We start from the raw sequence: 22109 nt of genomic DNA, 5'->3' as shown, positions 1-22109 counted from the left end.
CAGGGGGTGGCGCCGTCGTTAGTTTGATTGAGGTAAGGATTGATGAATCCCTGGTTTTTGCTGGCTGTTGCGATTGTTTCTGAAGTGATCGGTACCTCGGCGCTCAAGGCAAGTGAAAGCTTTACCCGTCCCATTCCCTCGGCCATCGCTATCGTTGGTTATGTGCTGGCGGCTTACCTGCTGGCGCTGACGTTGAAAACCATCCCGGTGGGGATCGCTTACGCGATCTGGGCGGGCATGGGGGTAGTGCTGGTAGCGCTCGCTTCCTGGCTGCTCTACGACCAGCGGCTGGATATGCCGGCGGTGGCGGGTATGTGCCTGGTGGTTGCCGGCGTCGCCGTGATTAACCTGTTTTCGAAAACGGCGATGCACTAAGAGCAGGGCCGCAGGGCTGCGGTCCTCTCTTCAGTCCTGTTTTTTGGCGCTCGCCACTCTGTCGCTCATCACCTGGTTGCGTCCCTGATGCTTGGCCCGGTAAAGCGCATCGTCGGCTGTTTTCAGCAGGTCGCTGGAGCTGGCCGCCGATATTTTTTCCAGGTAAGAGATGCCGCAACTGATGGTGACGAAGCCGCGTGCGGCGTCTTCGTGCCGAAGTGAGAGCGCCTCGATACCGTGTCTTATCGCCTCGGCCAGCTCAAGGGCTTGAGACTCCTCCACTTCGGGCAGAATCACTGCAAACTCTTCGCCACCGATACGTGCCAGTAGTGCATTGGCGGCGGCTTGCGTGCGCACCACCCGCTGCGCGCAATCCGATAGCATGATCAGACATTGGTCGCCGGCCTGGTGTCCGTAACGATCGTTATAGGCCTTGAAGTGATCCACATCGAACAGGATCGCCGCCACGGGCTGGCCTTTATGCTCGACCTTGCCAAACAGCGCTTTCAGCCGGTCATCGAAACAGCGGCGGTTGGCCAGGGCGGTCAGGTGATCGGTCAGCGACAGGTTTTCCAGGCTGGTACGTTTCATCTGCTGCTGCTGAATAAGGTGGGCAAACTCACGTGCCAGCTCGCCGACCTCATCACGGCGCTCCAGCAGCGCAGAGCTCAGCGTAGCCTCGTTCATTTCAGCTCGCGCCTCACGGGTAAAGCGTGCCAGCTGACGTAGTGGCAGAAGTACCGTCCGTTCAAGCAGCGCAAGGACCAGAAGAATCACTGTTGCCAGCAGGCCTGCTGTCCAGATCTGGCTGTAGCGCATCGCCGCCAGGCGTTCAAGGAAGTTGCTGCGTTGGATCTCTGTGCTGATAAACACTGGCAGGTCGGTGCCGGAAAGCTGCTTGCGCGCCAGCAACAGCTGGTCTGAAAGAGGTGTCACCATCACTGTGTTTGGATCCTGAGGGTCGTAGAGTTGGAGCGTCAGTTTCTGGGAGGTTTGGTCCGTTATCTTCTCGATCCACTTCTCATCCAGCCGCTGCAGTTGCACCACGGAGCCTTTTGAGCGGCCCGTATCATCGGTGCGGCGAATGGGGTGCACAGCGGCGTTGAACAGCTCGCCTTTATAATTGAACAGAAAATCGGATTCGGGTTCGCCCTGCTCGTTATGGTCGGTTTTATCCATCGGCAGCGCGGCCAGTTTATTGCGGGTTATCGCAGCGAAGGGAGCGGACCAGGCGCAGCTGGCCTCGGCCGCTGCACAGGAGCTGTATTGCTCGGTGGCGAAGTCGATACCCGCCGTCCAGTAAAGCTGGAGATCCGGGGTAAAGAACAGCATCAGGTCGTAGTCCATGTCGTTGAACATTTCGAAGCTGAAGTTTCTTGCCGGGTAATCGGACTGCAGGCCCTGAATAAAATTGTAGCTGTCGTCCCAGGCCCCCCAGTCCTTGGTGCTGATCACAAGATCATGCAGGTCGGCGTGGATAACATGGTCCAGGTGCTTCAGCTCAGCGATTGCCGTCTCGCGTTCCTGGATCAACAGCTTGGGGAGAACGATCAGCTTGCCGGTCAAAAGTATCGCCAGCAGGGCAAGCAGAAGCAGGGCAAAGAGTCCGGCGAAGAAGCGGCCGCTCAGGGATGTGGGTGCAAACCGGTTCAGCCAGCGGCGTTTGTAAGTCGAGTCGGGCAAGCTTTCTATCCTGTGCGGTTAGTGTTGAGCGACACCTGATTCGTGCAGCTGCCTGCGGCGGCGCGCCTGACTACCTACCATGATAGTGGCTCTTTCCTGAATTGCGTCATCGCCGCGCAAGCGGCTCCAGGCTCTATGATGGCGTTAAATCTATTTGCAGAAGCTGAGGGGCATACGTGTAGCTGTCGAAATTGGAGCAGGCCGGGCAAGCATTAGCGTTCGTGACGCTGAAGTGTCATGTAAACGTTTACATTTCGTAGTTAATCGTTAACAACGCTGTAATTTGTCGCCTTTACTCTTTCCCGGCATTGGAAGGAGGGCGGATGAACAAACCAGCCACAATCAAGGATATAGCCAGCTACTGCGGCCTCTCTGTTGCCACGGTGTCCCGCGTTATGAACGACAAGGGGCCGATCAAGGCGGATACCGCGGAGCGGGTGCGTCAGGCGGTGGATGCGCTGGGATACGCGCCCAGTATGGCGGCGCGTGCGCTGAAAACCGCCAGTAGCAGTGTCATCGGTGTCATCCTGCCCAGCCTGACCAACCCTGTATTTGCCGAGACCGCCTCCGGCATTCAGCAGCGTGCCCGCGAACAGGGGCTGACGCCGATTATCCTTTCCTCAGACTATGACCTTTCGCTGGAGCGCAGTGCGGTGGCCACGCTGCTGGGCTACCAGGTTGAGGGTGTGCTGCTGACGGTGAATGACGCTGCCAGTAGTGATGCCCTGGCGCGGCTTGATAAAGAGGGCGTGCCCTACTGCCTGATGCACAACGTACCGCGGCAGCAGGTATGCGGATATATCGGTGTGGATAACTATCGTGCCGCCGCTGAGGTGGCCGTGTATCTGGCTGACCTGGGGCATCGCTGCATCGGTATGGTCTCCGGTGATTTTCAGCGTACCGACCGGGCGCGCGACCGCCACGCCGGTTTCCTGGCCGGGCTCAGGTACCGCAACCTGGAGCTGGCGCAGCTGGTACAGGTGGACCCGGTCAATGCCGTTGGCCTGACGGGGGAGATCCACCGCGTTTATGAGCAGGCAGGTTCAGCGCCAACGGCCTGGTTCTGCTCCAACGATCTGCTGGCTTTGGCCACCATCGCGAAACTTCAACTCCTGGGCATTCGCGTGCCTGAGGATGTCTCCATCGTCGGCTTCGACGGCATTCAGGCCGGCACCCTGAGACAACCCAACCTGGCCAGTATCCGCACGCCGAATGCAGAGATCGGCGCAGCGGCTGTGGACCAGCTGTTAACCAATAAACGGGGTATCCCCGGGCAAACGGGCCGGACTCTCGGCCACCAGCTGCTCATGGATGGCACCGTGGCACCACCTCCTGATCATCTATCCTGACCCACTCAAGAGAGAGTTCTTATGTTCAAGAAACCTGCGACCAAGCTGTTTTCTGCCCTGGTACTGACCACCGGAATGTTCCATGGATCGGCCCAGGCAGCCGACGCTGATGCGATCTGCTACAACTGCCCGCCGCAGTGGGCCGACTGGGGCACCCAGCTGGAGGTGATCAAGGAGGAGCTGGGCTATACCGTTCCTTTTGATAACAAGAACTCCGGCCAGACTCTGTCCCAGCTGCTGGCAGAGCAGAACAACCCGGTGGCGGACGTGGCGTACTACGGCGTCTCTTTCGGCATCACCGCCCAGGAAAAGGGTGTGACCCAAGCCTATAAGCCTGCGCACTGGGATGAGATTCCGGACGGCCTGAAAGACCCGGAAGGCAACTGGTTTAGCATCCACTCCGGCACCATCGGTTTCTTCGTGAATGTGGATGCCCTGGACGGCAAGCCGGTACCGCAGAGCTGGAACGACCTGCTCGACCCGCAGTACAACGGCATGGTGGGTTACCTGGATCCGACCAGCGCCTTCGTCGGCTACGCCGCATCGGTAGGTCTGAACGGTGCTCTTGGCGGTGACCTGGATAACTTCGAACCGGCCATCGAGTACTTCAACAAGCTGAAGGACAACGACCCGATCGTGCCGAAGCAGACCGCCTATTCCCGCGTGATCTCCGGCGAGATCCCGATCATGCTGGATTACGACTTCAACGCTTACCGCGCCAAGTACAAGGATGGCGCCAACGTCGAGTTCGTGATTCCGCAGGAGGGCACAGTGGTGGTGCCTTACGTGATGAGCCTGGTGAAAAATGCACCGCACGCCGACGCGGGCCGCAAGATTCTCGATTTCATCCTGTCTGACAAAGGCCAGGCGGTTTGGGCCAACGCCTTCCTGCGCCCGGTGCGTCCGGGAGCGATGAGCCCGGAAGTGGAAGCCAAGTTCCTGCCGGCTTCCGATTACGCCCGTGCCCAGTCTGTGGATTACGCCAAGATGGCGCAAGCACAGAAGACGTTCCAGAGCCTTTACCTCGAAGGCGTCAACTGATCCTGACAGTTGGCCTTGGGTGCCGGTGCAAGCCGGCATCCGTTTTACCCGTTGGACGAGTTATTGATGAAATACACCCTTTCCGGACGCTTGCTGCGCGGCGAGCAGTCGGCACGCCTGTTACTGCTGTTGCTGCCGGTACTGATTATCTCCGCCGCCTTCTTCCTGCTGCCGCTGGCGCGGTTGCTGGTGATCTCTTTTGAGGGCGATCAGTGGGGCGCCAATTACTGGCAGGCGCTGACCGAGGCGCGTTATCTGAGCAGCCTGGTGGATACGCTGCTGCTGTCGGTGTCCGTCACCCTGGTAACCCTGGCGATCTCCGTGGTTTGCGGCCTGTTTCTGGCGCGCAACGAGTTTGCCGGCAAGTCGTTGCTTGTGTCGCTGCTGACCTTTCCGCTGGCCTTTCCCGGAGTGGTGATCGGCTTTCTGGTGATCATGCTGGGCGGCCGCCAGGGGCTCAGTGCCGAGCTGGGCCTGATGATTGACGGCAGCCGCTGGACCTTTGCCTACTCCATCGCCGGTCTGTTTGTCGGCTATGTCTATTTTTCCATTCCGCGGGTGCTGCTCACCGTGATCGCCGCCGCGGAGAAACTGGATTATCAGCTGGAAGAAGCCGCGCGCTCCTTCGGCGCTTCCCGCTACCGCATCTTTCGCGATGTGATTCTCACCGGTCTCAAGCCCGCACTGTTGGCGAGCGGGGCGATCTGTTTCGCCACCTCCATGGGAGCCTTCGGTACCGCCTTTGCGCTGGCCACCGATATCAATGTGCTGCCGATGACCATCTACACCGAGTTTACCCTGGGCGCCAACATCGCCATGGCGGCGGCGTTGAGCATACTGCTGGGGCTGATTACCTGGCTGGTGCTGTTTCTGGCCCGCATGCTGTCTGGCGCCGATGCCAGCCCGGCGGCCTGAGTGGAGGAATCGAGAATGAAACGAACGCCTTCCTATTATCTGCAGCTGGGATTCACCCTGCTGATCTGTGCCTTCATGCTGGTGCCGGTGCTGATGTCGGTGACTGCCGGGGTTACCGAAAACTATTTCAAGGGGATTAGCAGCGGGCTCACGCTACGCTGGGTGCAGGAGGTGCTGTCGATCTACAGCGATACCCTCTGGCTGACGCTGAAGCTGGCGCTTGCCACTTTGGCGGTAAACCTGCTGGTGGGTGTACCGGCTGCCTATGTGCTGGCGCGCTCGAAAAGCAGCTGGGCACGCCTGTTCGAGGAGATCCTGGTGTTGCCGGTGGCGATTCCGGGGCTGGCGATCGCGCTGGCGCTGATCATCGCTTATGGCGGTGTGCAGGACCTGCGCACCAGCTGGCTGTTTATCCTCATCGGCCATGTCATCTATACCCTGCCGTTTATGGTGCGGGCGGTGGTCGCGGTGCTGCACAGCATCGACTTTCGTCAGCTCGAAGAGGGCGCATCGAGCCTGGGCGCCGGTTTCCTGCGCCGCTTCTTCGATGTGATCGTGCCCAACTGTCGCGGCGGTATCGTCAGCGGGGCGCTGATGACGCTGACGCTTTCAGTCGGCGAATTCAATCTGACCTGGATGCTGCATACGCCGCTGACCAAAACCCTGCCGGTGGGGCTGGCCGATGCCTATGCCTCGATGCGGCTGGAGATCAGCAGCGCCTACACGCTTATCTTTCTCGTGATGCTACTGCCGCTGTTGCTGGCGACGCAGTGGAACGGTCACCGTCGCAAGGCTCAAGCCAGGCCTGCAGTGCAGACGCCGGCGCCGGTCGCTAAAGGAGTTACCTAATGAAACTTGATCAACAGGGCGTATCGATCCGCCTGGAAAACTGCAGCAAAACCTTTGCCGACGGTAACCGCGCGCTGCAGCCGCTGGATCTGGAGATCCGCGCCGGTGAAACCCTGGTGCTGCTGGGGCCTTCCGGCTGCGGCAAAACCACCACGCTGCGCATGATCGCGGGGCTGGAGTTCCCGGACGAAGGAGGGCGGATACTATTCGGCGATGAGGATGTGACCCGCTTGCCGATTGAAAAGCGTCAGGTGGGTATGGTGTTCCAGTCCTATGCGCTGTTTCCCAATATGAGCGTGGCGCAGAACGTGGCCTACGGGCTGAAGGTGCAGAAGTGCGCAAAAGCGGAGATCCGTCAGCGCGTCGATGAGATGTTGCAGATGATGGAGCTGAGTCACCTGGCCGAGCGCAAGATCGATCAGCTCTCCGGCGGCCAGCGTCAGCGGGTGGCGCTGGCACGGGCGATTATCACCAACCCTCGCGTACTGCTACTGGATGAACCGCTGACGGCGCTGGATGCGATTCTGCGTGACCGCCTGCGCGCCGATATCGACCGTCTGCTGCGCTCCCTCGGGATCACCGCGATCTACGTCACCCATGATCAGGAGGAGGCGATGGCGCTGGGAGACCGTATCGTGGTGATGGATCACGGCCGGGTGGCACAGATCGGTACGCCAAAGCAGATCTACTTCCAGCCGCAGAGCGATTTTGTCGCCGACTTTATCGGCCAGATCAACGCGTTTGAGGGCGAAGTCCGGGACCAGTGGATGACGCTGCCCGGCGGCCGTCTGCACTGTCCGCACCTGGCCGATGGCGAAGCGCGGGTTTATTGCCGCCCGGAGGATATCGAGCTGGTTGATTCGGATAGTGTCGATGCGCATCTGCAGGGAGTGGTTGAACAGACCCAGTTTGTCGGCGACCGTAACCGGCTCTGGCTTGCCGGCATCATGCCGCGTCAGGTGCTGGTGGAAAGCAGCGGCCGGGTCGAGTTTGCCGCAGGGCAGCGGGTTGGTATCCACGTGCGGAGCGAGAAAATGATCGCTCTGGAACCCCGCGAGCTGATCCGCAGCGAAAGTGTGCGGGAGGTGAGCCCATGCTGATAGCCCAGCTTAGCGACCTGCATATCAAGGCGGGCGGCGCTCTGGCGTACGCCGGCAAGGTGGATACCTACACGGCGCTGGAGTGCGCGGTGGATCACCTGAATGCAATGAAGCCCCGTCCAGACCTGGTCATGGTCAGCGGCGATCTGGGCGACTTTGGCACCCTGGCGGAATACCGCCAGGCGCGGCTCGCGCTGGATCGTCTGGAGATGCCGTTTCACGTAATTCCCGGAAACCACGATGAACGCGGCGCCATGCGCGAGGGCTTTGCCGATCATGCTTATCTGCCTTCCGGCGAGGGGCACCTGAGTTATGCCTTGGAAGATCAGCCTTTAAGGCTGGTGGCACTGGATACCAGCGAACCGGGCAAACCCTATGGTCTGATGGATTCCGAGCGGGTGCAGTGGCTTGAGAGCACCCTGTCTGAACGGCCGGAGGAGCGCACCCTGCTGTTTATGCACCATCCGCCACTTGCGGTGGGGATCACCCATATGGATGTGCAGTGTCTGCAGGAGGCGGAGCGGCTGGCAGTGGTGCTGCGGCGTCACCCGCAGGTGGAGCTGATCCTGTGCGGGCATCTGCACCGTCCGGTGGAGTTTATCTGGGAGGGGCGGCCGGTCTACGTGGCGCCGGCCCATAACCATGCGGTCACCCTGGATCTGGAGCCGGGCGCGGCGTCCAGCTTTACGCTGGAGCCCGCTTTGATCCGCTTACTCTACCTGCATCCGGACAGTGGCACCCTGCTCAGCCATATGACGCCGGTGGGTAACTGCGACGGACCCTATCCGTTCTTTGATGCGGCGGGGCGGTTGATCGACTGACCGGGGTAAAGGGTGGTCGCGGTTTTCAGCACCGGTTCAGCTCGGGGGGAGTCTTATGTCAGTAAGGCTCCTTAGTGACCTGAGGGAGGTGCATCATGTCTGCAAAAAATGTCTGTCTGGTTTTGCTTGCGTCGCTGCTGCTGGGTGGCTGCAGCTACGAAGCCTACAACGGCCGCGGTACCAGTCACATCACCAGCCGCACTACTGTGGGTGTGCAGGGTTACTACGACAGCGAATACGACGACTTCTTTTTCTACCCCGATGTGAATGTCTACCTGGGGATAAACTCCGGGCGCTATTACTACCGGCCTGGTTATTCACATCGGAACAGTTGGGTGGGGGTAAGTGTGCTGCCGGGGCAGATCAACCTGCGCCCATCTCACCGGGTCAGAATCGATCATCTACCACGCTACAGCCCCTACCGGCACCACCGTGATCATCGCCTTCGTTACCGTCGCGATCATCACTATCGCTACCGTCAGCACCGTTAAACAGCAGTCGCGGCCACCACATGGCTGACCACCCGGTTGCGGCCCTCATCCTTGGCGGCGAGCAGGGCGTGGTCGGCGCGCAGGATCAGATCGTCCGGGGTATCCCTCTCTTCCAGCTGGGCCACGCCAAGGCTGACCGACACGCTGATCAGCTCCTTGTTTACCTTCAGGTGGTGGTGCTCGACAGCATGGCGCAGACGTTCGGCAAAGTGCTGTGCCTGGTCCAGATCGGAGTCGGGCAGGAAGAAGATAAATTCATCACCGCCCCAGCGGCAGACCAGGTCCGATGAGCGGGTAAAGGGTTTGAACTGCTCAACGATCGACTGCAGCAGCAGATCACCGGTGGGGTGGCCGTAGTTATCGTTTACCTCTTTGAAACCATCCAGGTCGGCAATAACGCAGGATAGCGGCTCGGAACGGCGCTGTGCCTGGGCGATCTGCAGCGGCAGCCACTGATCCAGCATCTGTCGGTTGGCAAGGCCAGTAAGTTTGTCGGAGTGGGCCATAGCTTCGAGGCGGCGCTGGAACTTGCCCACGGTGAGCCAGGCGAGAAACAGCACCGCCAGGGTGATCAGGGCCGAGCATACCAGGTTCCAGATCAGCGTGGTGTAGATCTGCTCGGTGGCGCGATTGTTGGCCTGTTGCACGATCAGATACCACTGGAACTCAGGAACCAGGCGGCTGTTGACGTAGTGAATCTGCCCATCCTCGTCGTGGTAGTTGAAGCTGGCGCTGGGCGAGGTAAGGATGCGGGTGGCGTAGTTGCCCAGGTTAGGGCTGTCGCGCAGCTGTTCGGTGCCGGTGAAGGAGTCGCCGTGCATGGTGACCTGGCCGAGCCGGTCGACAAAGAAAATCTCCCGGTTATAGCGGCGCTGGTAATCCTCGATCAGCTGTTTCACCAGTGAGGTGGAGAGCCCCACACCGGTGGCGCCGATAAAGTTGCCGTCGTAGTCATATACCTTGTAGTTGATGAATACGGTAATGCGGCTGGGGTCAGCGGTATCGGTGTCGATATTGATCTCGTACTGATCGACGTTGTTCTTGAAGTCGAAGTACCAGGAGTCCTGCGGGTCGTTCTTGTCGACCGTTTTGATCATGCCCTGGGGATGGTAGTAGTGGCGCGACTGCTCCGATACGAAGAAGGCGGTCTCGGTGTCGTAGCGCTTCTCGATCTCGCTCAGGTAACGGGTGATGGCGCTGTCATCCTCCTCGCCGGCCAGGGCCCAGTCGCGCACGAAAGTATCGTGGGCCATCAGTGAGGAGATAAAGATCGGCCTCAGCAGATCCTGCTGGATCTCGGAGTAGATGTTATCGCCGGTCAGCGGCAGGGTGCTCTCTTCGATCTCGCGCGAAAGTGTATCCCGGGCAGTGAAGTAGCTGATCAGGCTGGTGGAGATAAAGCCTGTGAACAGAATCAGGCAGAGAACGATAAGGATCTGGTATTTCTTGGTCACAGGGCTATCCAAAGAGCGAGTCAGAGCTGCGAGCTGTGTTGGGCGTTTTGACGCCCTGGTCAGATTTGCGGGTTCGAGAAGGTTATAGCGAACGCTGAGGCAAGTCCATGCAGGATGCAACGTCAGCGGACGAGTTCCAGGGGAGTTGTCGGGGAATAACGCAAGAGGGCGCACAGGGCGCCCTCTCGGTTAGCGGGCTTAGCCCTTGGCGGTGCGCTTTTGCTTTTCCGGATCGTCGAACGGCAGGGTGTGCGAAATGGCGGACACTTCGATGCTGCCCTTCACCTGCAGCGGTGTCCCCTGTTCGGCGTAAGGTACTTCCAGACGGGCGATCGCCATGGAGCGGTCGGTGAGGCGGGAATACATGGCGCAGGTGATCACGCCGACCTTCTTGCCGTCTGCCCAGAGCTCGTCACCTTCGCTGGCCGCTTCCTTGCCATCGAGCAGCACGCCGAAGATCTTGAAGCGCTCCTCGCCCTGCAGGCGGAAGTGTTCGAAGGCGCCGCAGAATTCGGTCTTGTCCTTGGAGACGGTGAAGTCCAGGCCCAGTTCCCACAGAGTATCGCCGGCCGGCTCGTTCTCGAACGGGTAGAACTCGGAGTTATCGAACGGATAGAACAGCAGGTAGCTTTCGGTGCGCAGCCAGTCCAGTGCGGTGAAGGAGCAGGGGATGATGCCGAAATCCTTGCCCTGTTCGAGGATGCCGTCCCAGATGGTTGCCGCGTCGATCGCCTTGCAGAAGATCTCGTAGCCGCGCTCGCCGGTATAGCCGGTACGGGAGATGGTGATCGGGCAGCCGAACAGGCGCGCGTGGGTGTGATGGAAGTAGGGCAGGTCGCGGATACCCGGAATATGTTCGGCGAGGAAGTCCACCGCAGCCGGTCCCTGCAGCGACAGGTCGTGCAGGTCGTCATCAAAGAGTACCGCTACGTTCTTGCCGAGTGCTGCCTGGGTCAGCTGCTCGTAACCCCGGCCAGTGCCGTGCACCACCATGAAGGCGTTGGCGCCGGTGCGGTAGATCACGCAGTCATCGATGAACTTGCCGCCGTCGTTGAGCATGGTGGCGTACACCGCCTTGCCCGGGTACAGCTTGGAGATATCACGGGTGGTCGCCCACTCCAGCAGGCTTTCGGCATGCGGGCCCACGTAGTGAACCTTCTTCAGACCCGATACATCCATCAGACCCGCCTTGGTGCGGATCGCTTCATGTTCGTCGGCCAGGGTGTAGCCGCTGTTGCTGTAGGTCCAGGCAGTGGGCATGCCGTTCCAGTCTTCCAGGTTGGAACCCAGTGCGCGGTGCTTGTCGGCCAGTGCGGCGATACGCCAAGAATTTGCCATTGTTGCCTCCTTATAGTGAGCAAGCGAAGAACTGTTAATTCCTGATAGGTGATTTTTATTCCCTAAAGGAAAGGCAAGAGTTGGGCCATATCAGTTCGATCGGCAATTCCTGTTGGTTAATAAATATTCCTTTCCCTGATGCGGTCTGTGCTTGAGGCTGGATAAGGCCCTGTTAGGTGCTTATCGGTGCAACACAGGGTCAGGCTTGAAAGTTGGTGGTTTTATGCACAGCTATGGTGCGCTTGCGCATGCCTCTGGTGCGAAATTGATCTGGATCAAGAAAGCGCGCTGGAGATGAGATGGATAAAACAAATATTCCTATTAAGAAAATAATATTCACAATTTCAGTGTTTTCAGGCCCTTGAAGTGAGGGCGTTGAAAAAGTTTTCGAGGGCTTTCGAAGTTGGCAAAGAACTTGCTTTCTCATTGAGAAATTAATTTTCTTAACGAGAAAGTAGGTGAGGAAGATGGCTCTCGATCCCCAAAACACCCAGCGTTATCGCATCACGATTTCTTGTCCGGATAAGGTCGGCATCGTTGCCGCCGTTACCCAGTTTATCTCCGAATATAACGGCTGGATCAGCGAAGCTCACCAGTTTGCCGACGCAGAAAGCTGCAGCTTCTTTATGCGTTATGAAGTGGTTGCCGATTCGCTGCCTTTTGGTCTCGAAGAGCTGAAAGAGAAGTTCGCGCCGGTGGCCGACAAGTTCCAGATGAACTGGAATATCACCGACTCCGCAGCTCGCAAGCGTGTGGTGCTGATGGTCTCCAAGGAAGCGCACGCGCTGTCCGACCTGCTCTATCGCTGGAGTGCCGGCGAGCTGAACATCGATATTCCCTGCGTTATCTCTAACCACGACAAGCTGCGCTCCTATGTGGAGTGGCACGGCATCCCCTTCATCCACGTGCCTGTGGATATGAGCAACAAGGAGCCGCACTTCCAGGCGGTGCGTGAACAGATCGCCGCGGCCGACGCCGATGCCATCGTTCTCGCCAAGTACATGCAGATCATTCCGGAAGAGCTCTGCGAGGTCTATCCGAACAAAATCATCAACATCCACCACAGCTTCCTGCCTTCCTTTATCGGTGCGCGCCCCTATCACCAGGCGGCGGAGCGCGGCGTTAAGCAGATCGGTGCGACCTGCCACTACGTCACCTCCGAGCTGGATGGCGGCCCGATCATCGAGCAGGACGTACAGCGCGTGACCCACCACAACTCCACCCAGGACATGGTGCGCCTCGGTAAGGATGTGGAGAAAGCCGTACTGGCGCGCGGCCTGCGTTACCACATCGAGGACCGTGTCCTTGTTTACGGTAACAAAACCGTCGTTTTCGCCTGATTCACCCTCTGGAGACGAGCAATGCCCTGGCGCTTACTGAAATTCGGGTTGCAGAGCGAGCATAACGAGCCCCGCTTCTTCCCGGAGAGCAAACCGCTCAAATCGCACTACGACGTAGTCATCATCGGTGGCGGCGGCCACGGTATGGCCTGCGCCTACTACCTGGCTAAAGAGCACGGCATCACTAACGTGGCGGTGCTCGAGCAGGGATACATCGGCGGCGGCAATACCGGTCGTAACACCACTATCGTCCGGTCCAACTACCTGACACCGGAAGGGGTCAAGTTCTATGACACCAGCGTCAAGCTGTTCGAGGACCTGGCCGATGACTTCGACCTGAATATCTTCTACTCCACCCGCGGCCACTTCACCCTGGCCCACACCGACAGCGCCCTGCGCACCATGCGCTGGCGTGCCGAGGTGAACAAGCATCAGGGCATCGACAGTGAAGTGGTAGGGCGCGAAGAGATCGCCAAAGAGGTCCCGTACATGGACCTGGACTGCAACGGGCACGCGCCGGTGATGGGCGCGCTGTACCACGCACCGGGTTCGGTGGCGCGTCACGATGCGGTGGCCTGGGGCTATGCCCGCGGTGCCTATAACCGTGGTGTCGAGATCCACCAGAAGACCCGCGTTACTGCGATCCGCACCCAGGGCGACAAGGTGGTGGGCGTGGATACCGACCGCGGTCAGATCAGCTGCAACAAGGTGATCTCCATGGTGGCTGGCTCCACGCCGCGCATCACCGAGATGCTGGGGATTCGCACGCCGATCGAGATCTTCCCGCTGCAGGCCTGCGTCTCCGAACCGGTGAAGCCGTTTATGGACACCATCGTCGTCTCCGGCAGCCTGCACGTGTATGTCAGCCAGTCCTCCCGCGGTGAGCTGGTGATGGGCGCCTCGGTGGACCCGTCGGTGCTGCACTCCACCCGCTCCAGCTTTGACTTTGTCGAAGGGCTGGCGGATCAGATGCTCGACCTGTTCCCGTTCATGAGCCGCATGAAAATCATGCGCCAGTGGGCCGGCATGTCGGACATCACCCCGGACTTTGCGCCGATCATGGGCAAAACCCCCATCGACGGCTTCTACCTGGATGCCGGCTGGGGCACCTGGGGCTTCAAGGCGACACCGGTCAGCGGCAAAACCATGGCCTGGACCGTCGCCAACGACAAAACCCATGAACTGATTGAACCCTTCCGTCTGTCCCGCTTTGCCGACTTCGATCTGGTCGGCGAGAAAGGCGCGGCATCGGTAGGGCACTGAGGAGGGGCTATGAAACTGCTTGATTGTCCCGGTATCGGCAAACGCCCGATCAGCGAATTCGACTACGTTGGCGCGGTTCGCATCCCGCCCTCCGACGCTGACGAGGCCACCTGGGCCGACTATGTCTTCAACCGCGATAACGCTCCCGGCGTAATGCGTGAGCGCTGGTACCACCGCCCCACAGGACGCTGGTTCATTCTTGAGCGCAACACCCTGACCGATGAAGTGGTTGGCCTGGTTGATCCCGCTGACGTTCGTTACAAGGAGCCGAATTATGAAGTACCGGCTTGATCCCCAGCCGCTGGAGTGGATCGACCGTCGCGAGTCGGTCAGCTTCCGCTTTGAAGGCCAGTCTTTTTCCGGATTCAGCGGCGACAGCCTGAGTTCTGCGCTGCTGGCCAGCGGCCAGAAACTGCTCGGTCGCAGCTTTAAGTATCACCGTCCGCGCGGCGTGCTCTCCATGGCCAACCACGATGTGAACGCGCTGTTCCAGAGTGACGAGGCCACCAACATCCGTGGCGACGTAACGCCGGTCAGCGAAGGTCTGGATCTGCGCGCCTGTAACGTTAACGGCTCGCTGGCTAACGACAAGGACAGCTACATCGGTCTGCTGTCGCGCTTCCTGCCGGTGGGCTTCTACTACAAGGCGTTCCACAAGCCGAAGAAATACTTCCCCTTCTGGGAAAAAATCATCCGCGAGAAAGCGGGCCTCGGTGAAATCAGCACCGACTGGAGCGCCACCCGTCAGCCCAAACAGTACGGTTTCTGTGATGTGCTGGTGATCGGCGCCGGCGCCAGTGGCATGAGTGCCGCGCTGACCGCAGCAGACGCCGGTGCCGATGTGGTGCTGGTGGATGAGAACCCGCATATCGGCGGCAGCCTGGATTACCAGCTGGCCAACGTGAAAGAGGCGGCAGCGGTTCGTGCCGACCTTAAAACCCGTGTCCGCAGCCACGCCCATATCCGCCTGCTGGAAGGCCATTACGCCGCCGGCTGGTACACCGACCACTACGTTCCGCTGGTGGGTGCTGATGGCATCGTCAAGATGCGCGCCGAGCAGGTGATCATGGCCACTGGTGTGATGGAGCAGCCCTCCGTCTTCCGTAACAACGACCTGCCGGGTGTGATGCTGGCCTCTGCTGCTCAGCGCCTGATCACCCGCTACGCGGTCAAGCCGGGCCAGCGCGCCGTGGTGCTCACCGGTAATGATGAAGGCTATCGTGCGGCGCTGGACCTGCTTGAAGCGGGTATCGAAGTGGCCGCGGTGATTGATCTCGAGTGGCTCGACAAGCGCGGCCCCTGGGCTGAGCAGGTCAAGGCGAAGAACATCCCGATCTTGGAGCAGAGCGCCATCTACGAAGCCAAAGGCAAGGATGCGCTGACCGGTGTGGTGGTTGGCGAGTTCGATGGCCGCGGCTGCGATTCCGGCCTGACCCGCAAGTTTGCCTGCGATCTGCTGCTGATGAGCGTGGGCTGGGCACCGGCATCACAGATGCTGTACCAGTCTGGCTGCAAGCTCGGTTACGACAAGAAAGCGCACCAGATTCTGCCGCGTGCGCTCTCCAACGGCCAGCACGCCTGTGGTCGTCTCAATGGTGCTTTCACCCTGGAGCAGCGCCTGGCCGATGGCGAACGCGCTGCCAAAGACGCGGTGGCTCAGCTCAACGGCGAAAGCGTCAACATGGATCTTACCCTCCATCGCGACAGCGTCGCCCATAGCCATGACTGGCCGATCATCCGCCATCCGAAGGGCAAGAACTTCCTCGATATCGATGAAGATCTGCAGCTCAAGGATCTGATCAACGCCGCCAAGGAGGGCTTCGACAACATCGAGTTGATGAAGCGTTTCTCCACCAACGGCATGGGTCCGAGCCAGGGCAAGCACTCCAACATGAACGGCATCCGTGTGCTGGCGGAAATCACTGGCAAGAGCATCGACGAGACCGGTTCCACCACCGCGCGTCCCATGTTCCACCCGGTGCCGGTCAGCGCCATGGCGGGCCGACGTTTCCGTCCGGAGCGCCTGACTCCGATGCATCAGTGGCACCTGGATAACGGCGTTCAGCTGATGGAAGCCGGGCAATGGATGCGTCCAGAATACTATCTACCTGTTTCAGAAGCTGGCGCTTCTGACGCCGCGGGCGCTGGACAGATCGATCAGCGTCAGCAGGCGATTCTGCAGGAAGTACAGGCGGTGCGTAGCGGTCTTGGCCTGATCGATGTCTCTACCCTCGGCAAGATCGAGGTGATGGGGCCGGACGCGGCGCGACTGCTGGACGTGGTGTACACCATGACGATGTCCACCATCAAAATCGGCATGACCCGTTATGCCCTGGCGGTGGACGACAGCGGCGTGATCATCGATGACGGCATCGTTGGCCGTATCGCTGAAGACCGCTTCTACGTCACCGCCACCACCAGCCACGCGGCGGCGGCTTTCCGCACCTTGTCACTGAAGATTCAGGAGCTGGGCCTTAACGTGCGCCTGGCCAACCTGACCGGTTCCATGGCGGCCATGAACCTGGCGGGACCGGCCTCGCGCAAGCTGCTTAGCGGCCTTACCGATGTGGACCTGAGCGAAGCGAACTTCCCCTACCTGGGTATGCGCGAAGGCACCCTGTGCGGTTACCCGGTGCGCCTGATCCGTGTCGGCTTTGTCGGTGAACTCGGTTACGAGATCCACCTGCCGGCAGCGGGCGCAATGGAAGTCTGGGAAACGCTGATGCGTGAGGGCCAGTCTGCCGGCATCCGTCCTTTCGGTGTCGAGGCCCAGCGTATTCTGCGTCTCGAGAAGGGCCACATCATTGTCGGCCAGGACACCGACGGCCTGACCAACCCGTTCGAAGCCAATATGAGCTGGGCGGTACCGCTGAAGAGCAAGCCCTGGTTTACCGGCAAGCCGTCGCTGGCGCTGCTCAAGGCACGCTGCCAGCGCAAGCTGATCGGCTTCCGCCTGCCGCAGGGCTTCAATGGTCAGCTTCCCAAAGAGTGCCACCTGATTATCGAGAACGGCGAGATCGCCGGCCGTATCACCAGTATCGCCTACAGCCCCTCGCTGGGTCGCACCATTGGCCTGGCCATGGTGGATCTGCCGCTGGCGGATGGCGCGACCGAGCTCAAGGTGCGGGTCGATGGTGGCGCGATGGTCAGCATCGAGCCCTGCCCAACACCTTTCTACGATGCCGATGGCGCCCGCCAGACGGCGGACCTGACGGAGGTGGCCTGATGAATGCTTATGCCTCAACAGATATGAGCAACCTGAGTTTGAGTGTGCGTGATGACCTCTGCGGGTATCTGCTGACCGGTCCGGAAAGTGCCAGTGCGCTTTCCGCCGCCGGCCTGCCGCTGCCCGAGGCTCAGCTGAGCGCAGAGGAAGCCGGAGAGGCGCTGGTCGCCCGCACCGGCAGCGATGAATACCTGGCCTTCCTGCCCAAGGGACAGAACGCTCCCGCCTGCGCATGGTGCTTCCCGCGTGCGGATCGCATCCTCGCGGTGCAGGGCGAGGGCTGGATAGAACTGATGGCACAGCTGTGTCAGTTCGATTTTCGCAAGATGCAGCCGGGTGACTGGCTGATGGCTTCAGTAGCCGGCGTTAACTGCTGGCTCTACCGCGAGCAGGGCGGCAAGGCTCTGCTGATCGGCTTCGACGCCGGTTTCGACCACTACCTGAGCGATATTTTTCACACCCTCGTCAATGAACTGGGTGGCAAAGAATCTACTAAAGGAGGTGCACTATGATGCCCGCAGAGATCGACCGTTTTATCAGCCAAAATGACATCAAGTACATCCTGGCCCAGTTTGTCGACATCCATGGCGTCGCCAAGACCAAGTCGGTGCCGGCCAACTGCCTGAGCGATGTGGTCGAGAAGGGCGCAGGCTTCGCAGGCTTCGCCGTCTGGGGCCTGGGCATGGAACCGCACGGTCCTGATTTCCTCGCCCGTGGCGACCTGAAGACTCTTAGCGCCGTACCCTGGCAGCCGGGTTACGCCCGTATCGCCTGCGACGGTTACGTCAACAACGCACCACACCCGTACTGCTCCCGCGTGGTACTGAAAGAGCAGCTGAAGAAGATCAGCGAACGCGGCTGGACCCTGAACACAGGTCTTGAGCCCGAATTCTCCCTGTTCACCCGCGGCGCCGATGGCTCGCTGCAGCCGGTGGATGAGAGCGATGTGCTCGACAAGCCCTGCTACGACTACAAGGGGCTGTCCCGTTCCCGCGAGTTCCTTGAGGAGCTGGTGGAATCGCTGCAGGCGGTGGACTTCGACGTCTACCAGATCGACCACGAAGACGCCAACGGCCAGTTCGAGATCAACTACACCTACAGCGATGCGTTGACCTCTGCTGACCGCTTCACCTTTGTGCGCATGGCGGCCGGCGAGATCGCCAACAAGCACAACATGGTCTGCTCGTTTATGCCCAAGCCCGCGTCTGATCGCACCGGTAACGGCATGCATTTCCACCTGTCGATCACCGACGCCAACGGCAAAAACCTGTTCCACGACGCCAGCGACAAGAACGGCATGGGCCTCTCGAAAATGGCCTACCACTTCACCGCCGGCATCCTCGCTCACGCCGATGCGATCTGCGCCTTCGCTGCGCCGACCGTGAACTCATACAAGCGCCTGGTCGTTGGCGGCAGCGCTTCCGGTGCTACCTGGGCTCCGGCCTATGTCTGCTACGGCGACAACAACCGCTCCGCCATGGTCCGTGTGCCTTACGGTCGCCTGGAATTCCGCCTGCCGGACTCCGGCTGCAACCCCTACCTGGTGCACGCTGCACTGATCGCCGCCGGTATGGACGGCATCGAGCGTGAGCTGGATCCGGGTGAGCCGATGAACGTGAACCTGTACAGCCTGAGCCTGGAAGAGATCAAGGCGAAGGGCGTCAGCATCCTGCCGCAGAACCTGAACGAAGCGCTGGACGCACTGGAAGCCGACACCCTGTTCACCGAAAAGATGGGCGAAGAGATCGTCTCTGAGTTCCTCAAGGTGAAACGGGCCGAGTGGGTTGAGTTCAGCCGCCATGTCTCCGACTGGGAACTCAAGCATTACGCCGAGTTTTTCTAATTCAGTATTTAACTGCGCGAATGTGTGATGTCGGCTGATCCCGGCAAGAGGACGAGAATATGTGTGGAATTGTTGGACTTTATCTGAAGAACCCGGCGCTTGAGAGCAAGCTGGGTGAGCTGTTCGAGCCGATGCTGATCGCCATGACCGACCGCGGTCCGGACAGTGCCGGTTTTGCCATCTACGGTGACGAAGTGGGCGAGGACAGCGTCAAGCTGACCCTGCGTCACCCGGATAACGAATATGACTGGGAAGCCCTGGCCGACTCTATGCGTCATGAGCTGCGTGTTGAGCTCTCCTGGATGCAGAACGCCAACGTAACCGTGTTCAAGGTGGGTTCAAGCGAAGAGGAAGTTCGCAGCTGGCTGAACGAAAAAGCGCCGGATGTGCTGATCCTCAGCGTCGGTCAGTCGATCGAGATCCTGAAAGAGGTGGGTCTGCCGGAGAACATCGCCGGCAAGTTCAACCTGAAAAACATGAAGGGCAGCCACATCATCGGCCATACCCGCATGGCTACCGAATCAGCGGTGACCATGGAAGGCAGTCACCCGTTCTCCACCGGCATGGACCTGTGCCTGGTGCATAACGGCTCCCTGTCCAACCACAACCGTCTGCGTGAAAACCTCAAGCGCGAAGGGATCGAGTTCGAGACAGAGAACGACTCCGAAGTGGCGGCCGGTTACCTGACCTGGCGCCTGCGTCAGGGCGACAGCCTGAAAACCGCGCTGGAGCATGCGCTGGAAGACCTGGACGGCTTCTTCACCTTCACCATCGGCACCCGCGACGGCTTCGCCGTGATGCGTGACCCGATCGCCTGCAAACCTGCGGTGCTGGCAGAGACCGACGACTACGTGGCGATGGCTTCCGAATACCAGGCGCTGACTACCTTGCCGGGTATCGAGAACGCCAAGGTGTGGGAGCCGGAACCGGCGACCTTCTATGTCTGGGAACGCAGTGCCTGAGGAGTGATGACGATGAAAACTTATGACCTGACCGAAGCTACGGTACGCGATCTGAACCAGGCGCTGCATGACCAGTCCCCGGAATGCGTTGAGCGTGAATTCGAAGTGCTTAACCCCAAGGGCCAGCACAATATCGCCTGCGGTATCGACCAGAACCTGTCGGTGGATATCAAGGGCCACGCCGGCTACTTCTGCGCCGGTATGAACAAGAAAGCCCATGTCACCATCCACGGCAACGTGGGCCAGGGTGTGGCGGAAAACATGATGTCCGGCACCGTGCGAGTAAAGGGCGATGCCTCCCAGGCGGCCGGCGCCACCGCCCATGGCGGTCTGCTGGTGATCGAAGGTAATGCCGGCGCGCGCTGCGGCATCTCCATGAAGGGTGTGGATATCGTCGTTAAGGGCAACGTCGGTCACATGAGCTGCTTTATGGCTCAGGCGGGCAGCCTGGTGGTTTGCGGCGATGCCGGCGAAGCCCTGGGTGATTCCCTCTACGAGGTGCATATCTACGTGAAGGGCACGGTGAAGTCCCTGGGCGCCGACTGCATCGAGAAGGAGATGCGCGACGAGCACATCGCGGAACTGACCGATCTGCTGAACCGCGCCGGCGTCGATGAAGACCCGGCCAGCTTCAAGCGCTACGGCTCAGCCCGTCAGTTGTACAACTTCAAAGTTGACAACGTTTCAGCCTACTGATCAGTCTGCGAGAGGAATAAATCATGAGCAACGATAGCAACTACAACGGCGGGCTGCGTGAATCGGCAACTTTCGACCGCACCACCATGGATGAGATCCGCCGCGCGGCCGACACCGGCATCTATGACATCCGCGGCTTTGGCGCCAAGCGCAAGCTGCCGCACTTTGACGATCTGCTGTTCCTCGGTGCGAGCATGTCCCGCTACCCGCTGGAAGGCTACCGCGAGAAGTGCAACACCTCGGTGGTGCTCGGTGACCGGTTCGCCAAGAAACCGATCAAGCTGGATATCCCGATCACCATCGCAGGCATGAGCTTTGGCGCACTCTCCGCCAACGCCAAGGAAGCCCTCGGACGTGGTGCCTCTGAAGTGGGTACCTCCACCACCACTGGTGACGGCGGTATGACCCCGGAAGAGCGTGGTCAGTCCAAGAAGCTGGTGTATCAGTACCTGCCGTCCCGCTACGGCATGAACCCGGACGACCTGCGCAAGGCCGACGCCATCGAGGTGGTGCTCGGTCAGGGCGCCAAGCCGGGTGGCGGCGGTATGCTACTGGGCCAGAAGATCACCGACCGTGTCGCCCAGATGCGTACCCTGCCGAAAGGCATCGACCAGCGTTCCGCCTGCCGTCACCCGGACTGGACCGGCCCGGACGACCTGGCGATCAAGATTCTGGAGCTGCGCGAGATCACAGACTGGCAGGTGCCGATCTACATCAAGGTGGGCGCGACCCGTACCTACTACGACGTGAAACTGGCCGTTAAAGCTGGTGCCGACGTCATCGTCGTCGACGGCATGCAGGGCGGTACTGCCGCAACCCAGGACGTGTTCATCGAGCATGTCGGCATTCCGACCCTGGCGGCTATTCCGCAGGCGGTTCAGGCGCTGCAGGAGATGGGCATGCACCGCAAGGTACAGCTGATCGTCTCCGGCGGTATCCGTAACGGCGCCGACGTGGCCAAGTGCATGGCGCTGGGCGCTGATGCTGTGGCTATCGGTACCGCGGCGCTGATTGCCCTGGGCTGTAACGATCCGAAGTACGCGGAAGAGTTCAAGAAGATCGGTTCCGCCGCGGGCTTCTACGACGACTACCAGGAAGGCAAGGATCCGGCCGGTATCTCCACCCAGGATCCGGAGCTGATGAAGCGCCTTGATCCGGTGAAGGCGGGGCATCGCCTGGCCAACTACCTGCGCGTGCTGACGCTGGAAGCCCAGACTCTGGCCCGCGCCTGCGGCAAGAACGATCTGCGCAACCTGGAGCCGGAAGATCTTGTCGCACTGACTGTCGAATCCGCCGCCATGGCCCGCGTTCCGCTGGCCGGCACTACCTGGATTCCCGGCCAGGGTTTCTAAGCTCAAAACGC

General features: G+C 60.1%; 20 protein-coding genes. 17 read left to right on the top strand and 3 right to left on the bottom strand.

Features of this window, described 5'->3' with window-relative positions:
* Positions 1-42: 42 nt before the first annotated feature.
* Positions 43-375: a DMT family transporter gene (locus tag C4S72_RS12770; protein ID WP_104003502.1), complete on the top strand. Its 333-nt coding sequence runs from the start codon at positions 43-45 to the stop codon at positions 373-375.
* Between the two features lie 30 nt (positions 376-405).
* Here the strand turns inward: C4S72_RS12770 and C4S72_RS12765 are convergent, their stop codons facing one another.
* Positions 406-2058 (bottom strand): sensor domain-containing diguanylate cyclase, encoded by a 1653-nt coding sequence (locus C4S72_RS12765; protein ID WP_104003501.1) that lies wholly within the window; start codon positions 2056-2058, stop codon positions 406-408.
* Positions 2059-2381: 323 nt separating this feature from the next.
* Here C4S72_RS12765 and C4S72_RS12760 point away from each other — a divergent pair, with 323 nt between their 5' ends.
* From C4S72_RS12760 to C4S72_RS12730, 7 genes are all read left to right on the top strand, one after another.
* A complete protein-coding gene (locus C4S72_RS12760) occupies positions 2382-3407 on the top strand; it encodes a LacI family DNA-binding transcriptional regulator (RefSeq protein ID WP_104003500.1) in 1026 nt (341 codons plus the stop codon).
* Between the two features lie 21 nt (positions 3408-3428).
* Positions 3429-4448 carry an ABC transporter substrate-binding protein gene (locus C4S72_RS12755; RefSeq protein WP_104003499.1) on the top strand — a complete coding sequence of 340 codons (1020 nt, stop codon included), beginning with the start codon at positions 3429-3431 and terminating at the stop codon, positions 4446-4448.
* A gap of 66 nt (positions 4449-4514) precedes the next feature.
* Complete coding sequence (locus tag C4S72_RS12750) at positions 4515-5363, top strand: ABC transporter permease (protein WP_104003498.1); 849 nt, start codon at positions 4515-4517, stop codon at positions 5361-5363.
* 15 nt (positions 5364-5378) lie between these two features.
* Complete coding sequence (locus tag C4S72_RS12745) at positions 5379-6212, top strand: ABC transporter permease (protein ID WP_104003497.1); 834 nt, start codon at positions 5379-5381, stop codon at positions 6210-6212.
* Positions 6212-7312 carry an ABC transporter ATP-binding protein gene (locus tag C4S72_RS12740; protein ID WP_104003496.1) on the top strand — a complete coding sequence of 367 codons (1101 nt, stop codon included), beginning with the start codon at positions 6212-6214 and terminating at the stop codon, positions 7310-7312. The genes C4S72_RS12745 and C4S72_RS12740 overlap by 1 nt, the downstream gene beginning before the upstream one ends.
* A complete protein-coding gene (locus C4S72_RS12735) occupies positions 7306-8133 on the top strand; it encodes a phosphodiesterase (RefSeq protein WP_104003495.1) in 828 nt (275 codons plus the stop codon). Before C4S72_RS12740 ends, C4S72_RS12735 begins: the two co-directional genes overlap by 7 nt.
* Positions 8134-8228: 95 nt before the next feature.
* Positions 8229-8624 carry a hypothetical protein gene (locus C4S72_RS12730; protein ID WP_104003494.1) on the top strand — a complete coding sequence of 132 codons (396 nt, stop codon included), beginning with the start codon at positions 8229-8231 and terminating at the stop codon, positions 8622-8624.
* On the opposite strand, the gene C4S72_RS12725 is transcribed toward C4S72_RS12730, so the two are convergent.
* Positions 8621-10078, bottom strand: a complete 1458-nt coding sequence (locus C4S72_RS12725) for a sensor domain-containing diguanylate cyclase (RefSeq protein ID WP_200826761.1) — start codon at positions 10076-10078, stop codon at positions 8621-8623. The genes C4S72_RS12730 and C4S72_RS12725 overlap by 4 nt on opposite strands.
* Positions 10079-10276: 198 nt before the next feature.
* Entirely contained in the window at positions 10277-11416 is a 1140-nt protein-coding gene (locus tag C4S72_RS12720) for an aminomethyltransferase family protein (protein WP_104003492.1), read from the bottom strand.
* Between the two features lie 467 nt (positions 11417-11883).
* On the opposite strand from C4S72_RS12720, the gene purU reads away from it, so the two are divergent.
* From purU to C4S72_RS12675, 9 genes are read left to right on the top strand one after another with little or no spacing between them, the layout of a single operon-like run.
* Positions 11884-12756 carry a formyltetrahydrofolate deformylase gene (gene purU, locus C4S72_RS12715; RefSeq protein WP_104003491.1) on the top strand — a complete coding sequence of 291 codons (873 nt, stop codon included), beginning with the start codon at positions 11884-11886 and terminating at the stop codon, positions 12754-12756.
* A gap of 21 nt (positions 12757-12777) precedes the next feature.
* Positions 12778-14019, top strand: coding sequence for an FAD-dependent oxidoreductase (locus C4S72_RS12710; protein ID WP_104003490.1), 1242 nt, complete (start codon positions 12778-12780; stop codon positions 14017-14019).
* A 9-nt stretch (positions 14020-14028) separates the two neighbouring features.
* Entirely contained in the window at positions 14029-14310 is a 282-nt protein-coding gene (locus tag C4S72_RS12705) for a sarcosine oxidase subunit delta (RefSeq protein WP_104003489.1), read from the top strand.
* A complete protein-coding gene (locus C4S72_RS12700) occupies positions 14294-17245 on the top strand; it encodes a 2Fe-2S iron-sulfur cluster-binding protein (protein WP_104003488.1) in 2952 nt (983 codons plus the stop codon). Before C4S72_RS12705 ends, C4S72_RS12700 begins: the two co-directional genes overlap by 17 nt.
* The gene (locus tag C4S72_RS12695; protein ID WP_235009139.1) at positions 17245-17757 is read left to right on the top strand and encodes a hypothetical protein; all 513 of its coding nucleotides are present in this window, start codon (positions 17245-17247) and stop codon (positions 17755-17757) included. The genes C4S72_RS12700 and C4S72_RS12695 overlap by 1 nt, the downstream gene beginning before the upstream one ends.
* Positions 17754-19088 carry a type III glutamate--ammonia ligase gene (gene glnT, locus C4S72_RS12690; protein ID WP_104003487.1) on the top strand — a complete coding sequence of 445 codons (1335 nt, stop codon included), beginning with the start codon at positions 17754-17756 and terminating at the stop codon, positions 19086-19088. The genes C4S72_RS12695 and glnT overlap by 4 nt, the downstream gene beginning before the upstream one ends.
* Positions 19089-19147: 59 nt before the next feature.
* Entirely contained in the window at positions 19148-20050 is a 903-nt protein-coding gene (locus C4S72_RS12685; RefSeq protein ID WP_104003486.1) for a class II glutamine amidotransferase, read from the top strand.
* 12 nt (positions 20051-20062) lie between these two features.
* On the top strand, positions 20063-20746 hold the full coding sequence (locus C4S72_RS12680; RefSeq protein ID WP_104003485.1) for a GltB/FmdC/FwdC-like GXGXG domain-containing protein: 684 nt from the start codon (positions 20063-20065) through the stop codon (positions 20744-20746).
* 23 nt (positions 20747-20769) lie between these two features.
* On the top strand, positions 20770-22098 hold the full coding sequence (locus C4S72_RS12675) for an FMN-binding glutamate synthase family protein (protein ID WP_104003484.1): 1329 nt from the start codon (positions 20770-20772) through the stop codon (positions 22096-22098).
* Positions 22099-22109 lie beyond the last annotated feature (11 nt).

This window comes from Marinobacterium lutimaris (assembly GCF_900108065.1).
GTDB classification, from domain to species: domain Bacteria; phylum Pseudomonadota; class Gammaproteobacteria; order Pseudomonadales; family Balneatricaceae; genus Marinobacterium_D; species Marinobacterium_D lutimaris.
Note: the sequence above shows the minus strand (reverse complement) of the source record. Positions and strands in the feature narration are given on the sequence as shown.

What these genes read in the sequence shown, in the direction of transcription:
- C4S72_RS12770 (WP_104003502.1), top strand. Translation starts at nt 43, where the DNA reads ATGAATCCCTGGTTTTTGCTGGCTGTTGCGATTGTTTCTGAAGTGATC.
- C4S72_RS12760 (WP_104003500.1), top strand. Translation starts at nt 2,382, where the DNA reads ATGAACAAACCAGCCACAATCAAGGATATAGCCAGCTACTGCGGCCTC.
- C4S72_RS12755 (WP_104003499.1), top strand. Translation starts at nt 3,429, where the DNA reads ATGTTCAAGAAACCTGCGACCAAGCTGTTTTCTGCCCTGGTACTGACC.
- C4S72_RS12750 (WP_104003498.1), top strand. Translation starts at nt 4,515, where the DNA reads ATGAAATACACCCTTTCCGGACGCTTGCTGCGCGGCGAGCAGTCGGCA.
- C4S72_RS12745 (WP_104003497.1), top strand. Translation starts at nt 5,379, where the DNA reads ATGAAACGAACGCCTTCCTATTATCTGCAGCTGGGATTCACCCTGCTG.
- C4S72_RS12740 (WP_104003496.1), top strand. Translation starts at nt 6,212, where the DNA reads ATGAAACTTGATCAACAGGGCGTATCGATCCGCCTGGAAAACTGCAGC.
- C4S72_RS12735 (WP_104003495.1), top strand. Translation starts at nt 7,306, where the DNA reads ATGCTGATAGCCCAGCTTAGCGACCTGCATATCAAGGCGGGCGGCGCT.
- C4S72_RS12730 (WP_104003494.1), top strand. Translation starts at nt 8,229, where the DNA reads ATGTCTGCAAAAAATGTCTGTCTGGTTTTGCTTGCGTCGCTGCTGCTG.
- C4S72_RS12720 (WP_104003492.1), bottom strand. Translation starts at nt 11,416, where the DNA reads ATGGCAAATTCTTGGCGTATCGCCGCACTGGCCGACAAGCACCGCGCA.
- purU (WP_104003491.1), top strand. Translation starts at nt 11,884, where the DNA reads ATGGCTCTCGATCCCCAAAACACCCAGCGTTATCGCATCACGATTTCT.
- C4S72_RS12710 (WP_104003490.1), top strand. Translation starts at nt 12,778, where the DNA reads ATGCCCTGGCGCTTACTGAAATTCGGGTTGCAGAGCGAGCATAACGAG.
- C4S72_RS12705 (WP_104003489.1), top strand. Translation starts at nt 14,029, where the DNA reads ATGAAACTGCTTGATTGTCCCGGTATCGGCAAACGCCCGATCAGCGAA.
- C4S72_RS12700 (WP_104003488.1), top strand. Translation starts at nt 14,294, where the DNA reads ATGAAGTACCGGCTTGATCCCCAGCCGCTGGAGTGGATCGACCGTCGC.
- C4S72_RS12695 (WP_235009139.1), top strand. Translation starts at nt 17,245, where the DNA reads ATGAATGCTTATGCCTCAACAGATATGAGCAACCTGAGTTTGAGTGTG.
- glnT (WP_104003487.1), top strand. Translation starts at nt 17,754, where the DNA reads ATGATGCCCGCAGAGATCGACCGTTTTATCAGCCAAAATGACATCAAG.
- C4S72_RS12685 (WP_104003486.1), top strand. Translation starts at nt 19,148, where the DNA reads ATGTGTGGAATTGTTGGACTTTATCTGAAGAACCCGGCGCTTGAGAGC.
- C4S72_RS12680 (WP_104003485.1), top strand. Translation starts at nt 20,063, where the DNA reads ATGAAAACTTATGACCTGACCGAAGCTACGGTACGCGATCTGAACCAG.
- C4S72_RS12675 (WP_104003484.1), top strand. Translation starts at nt 20,770, where the DNA reads ATGAGCAACGATAGCAACTACAACGGCGGGCTGCGTGAATCGGCAACT.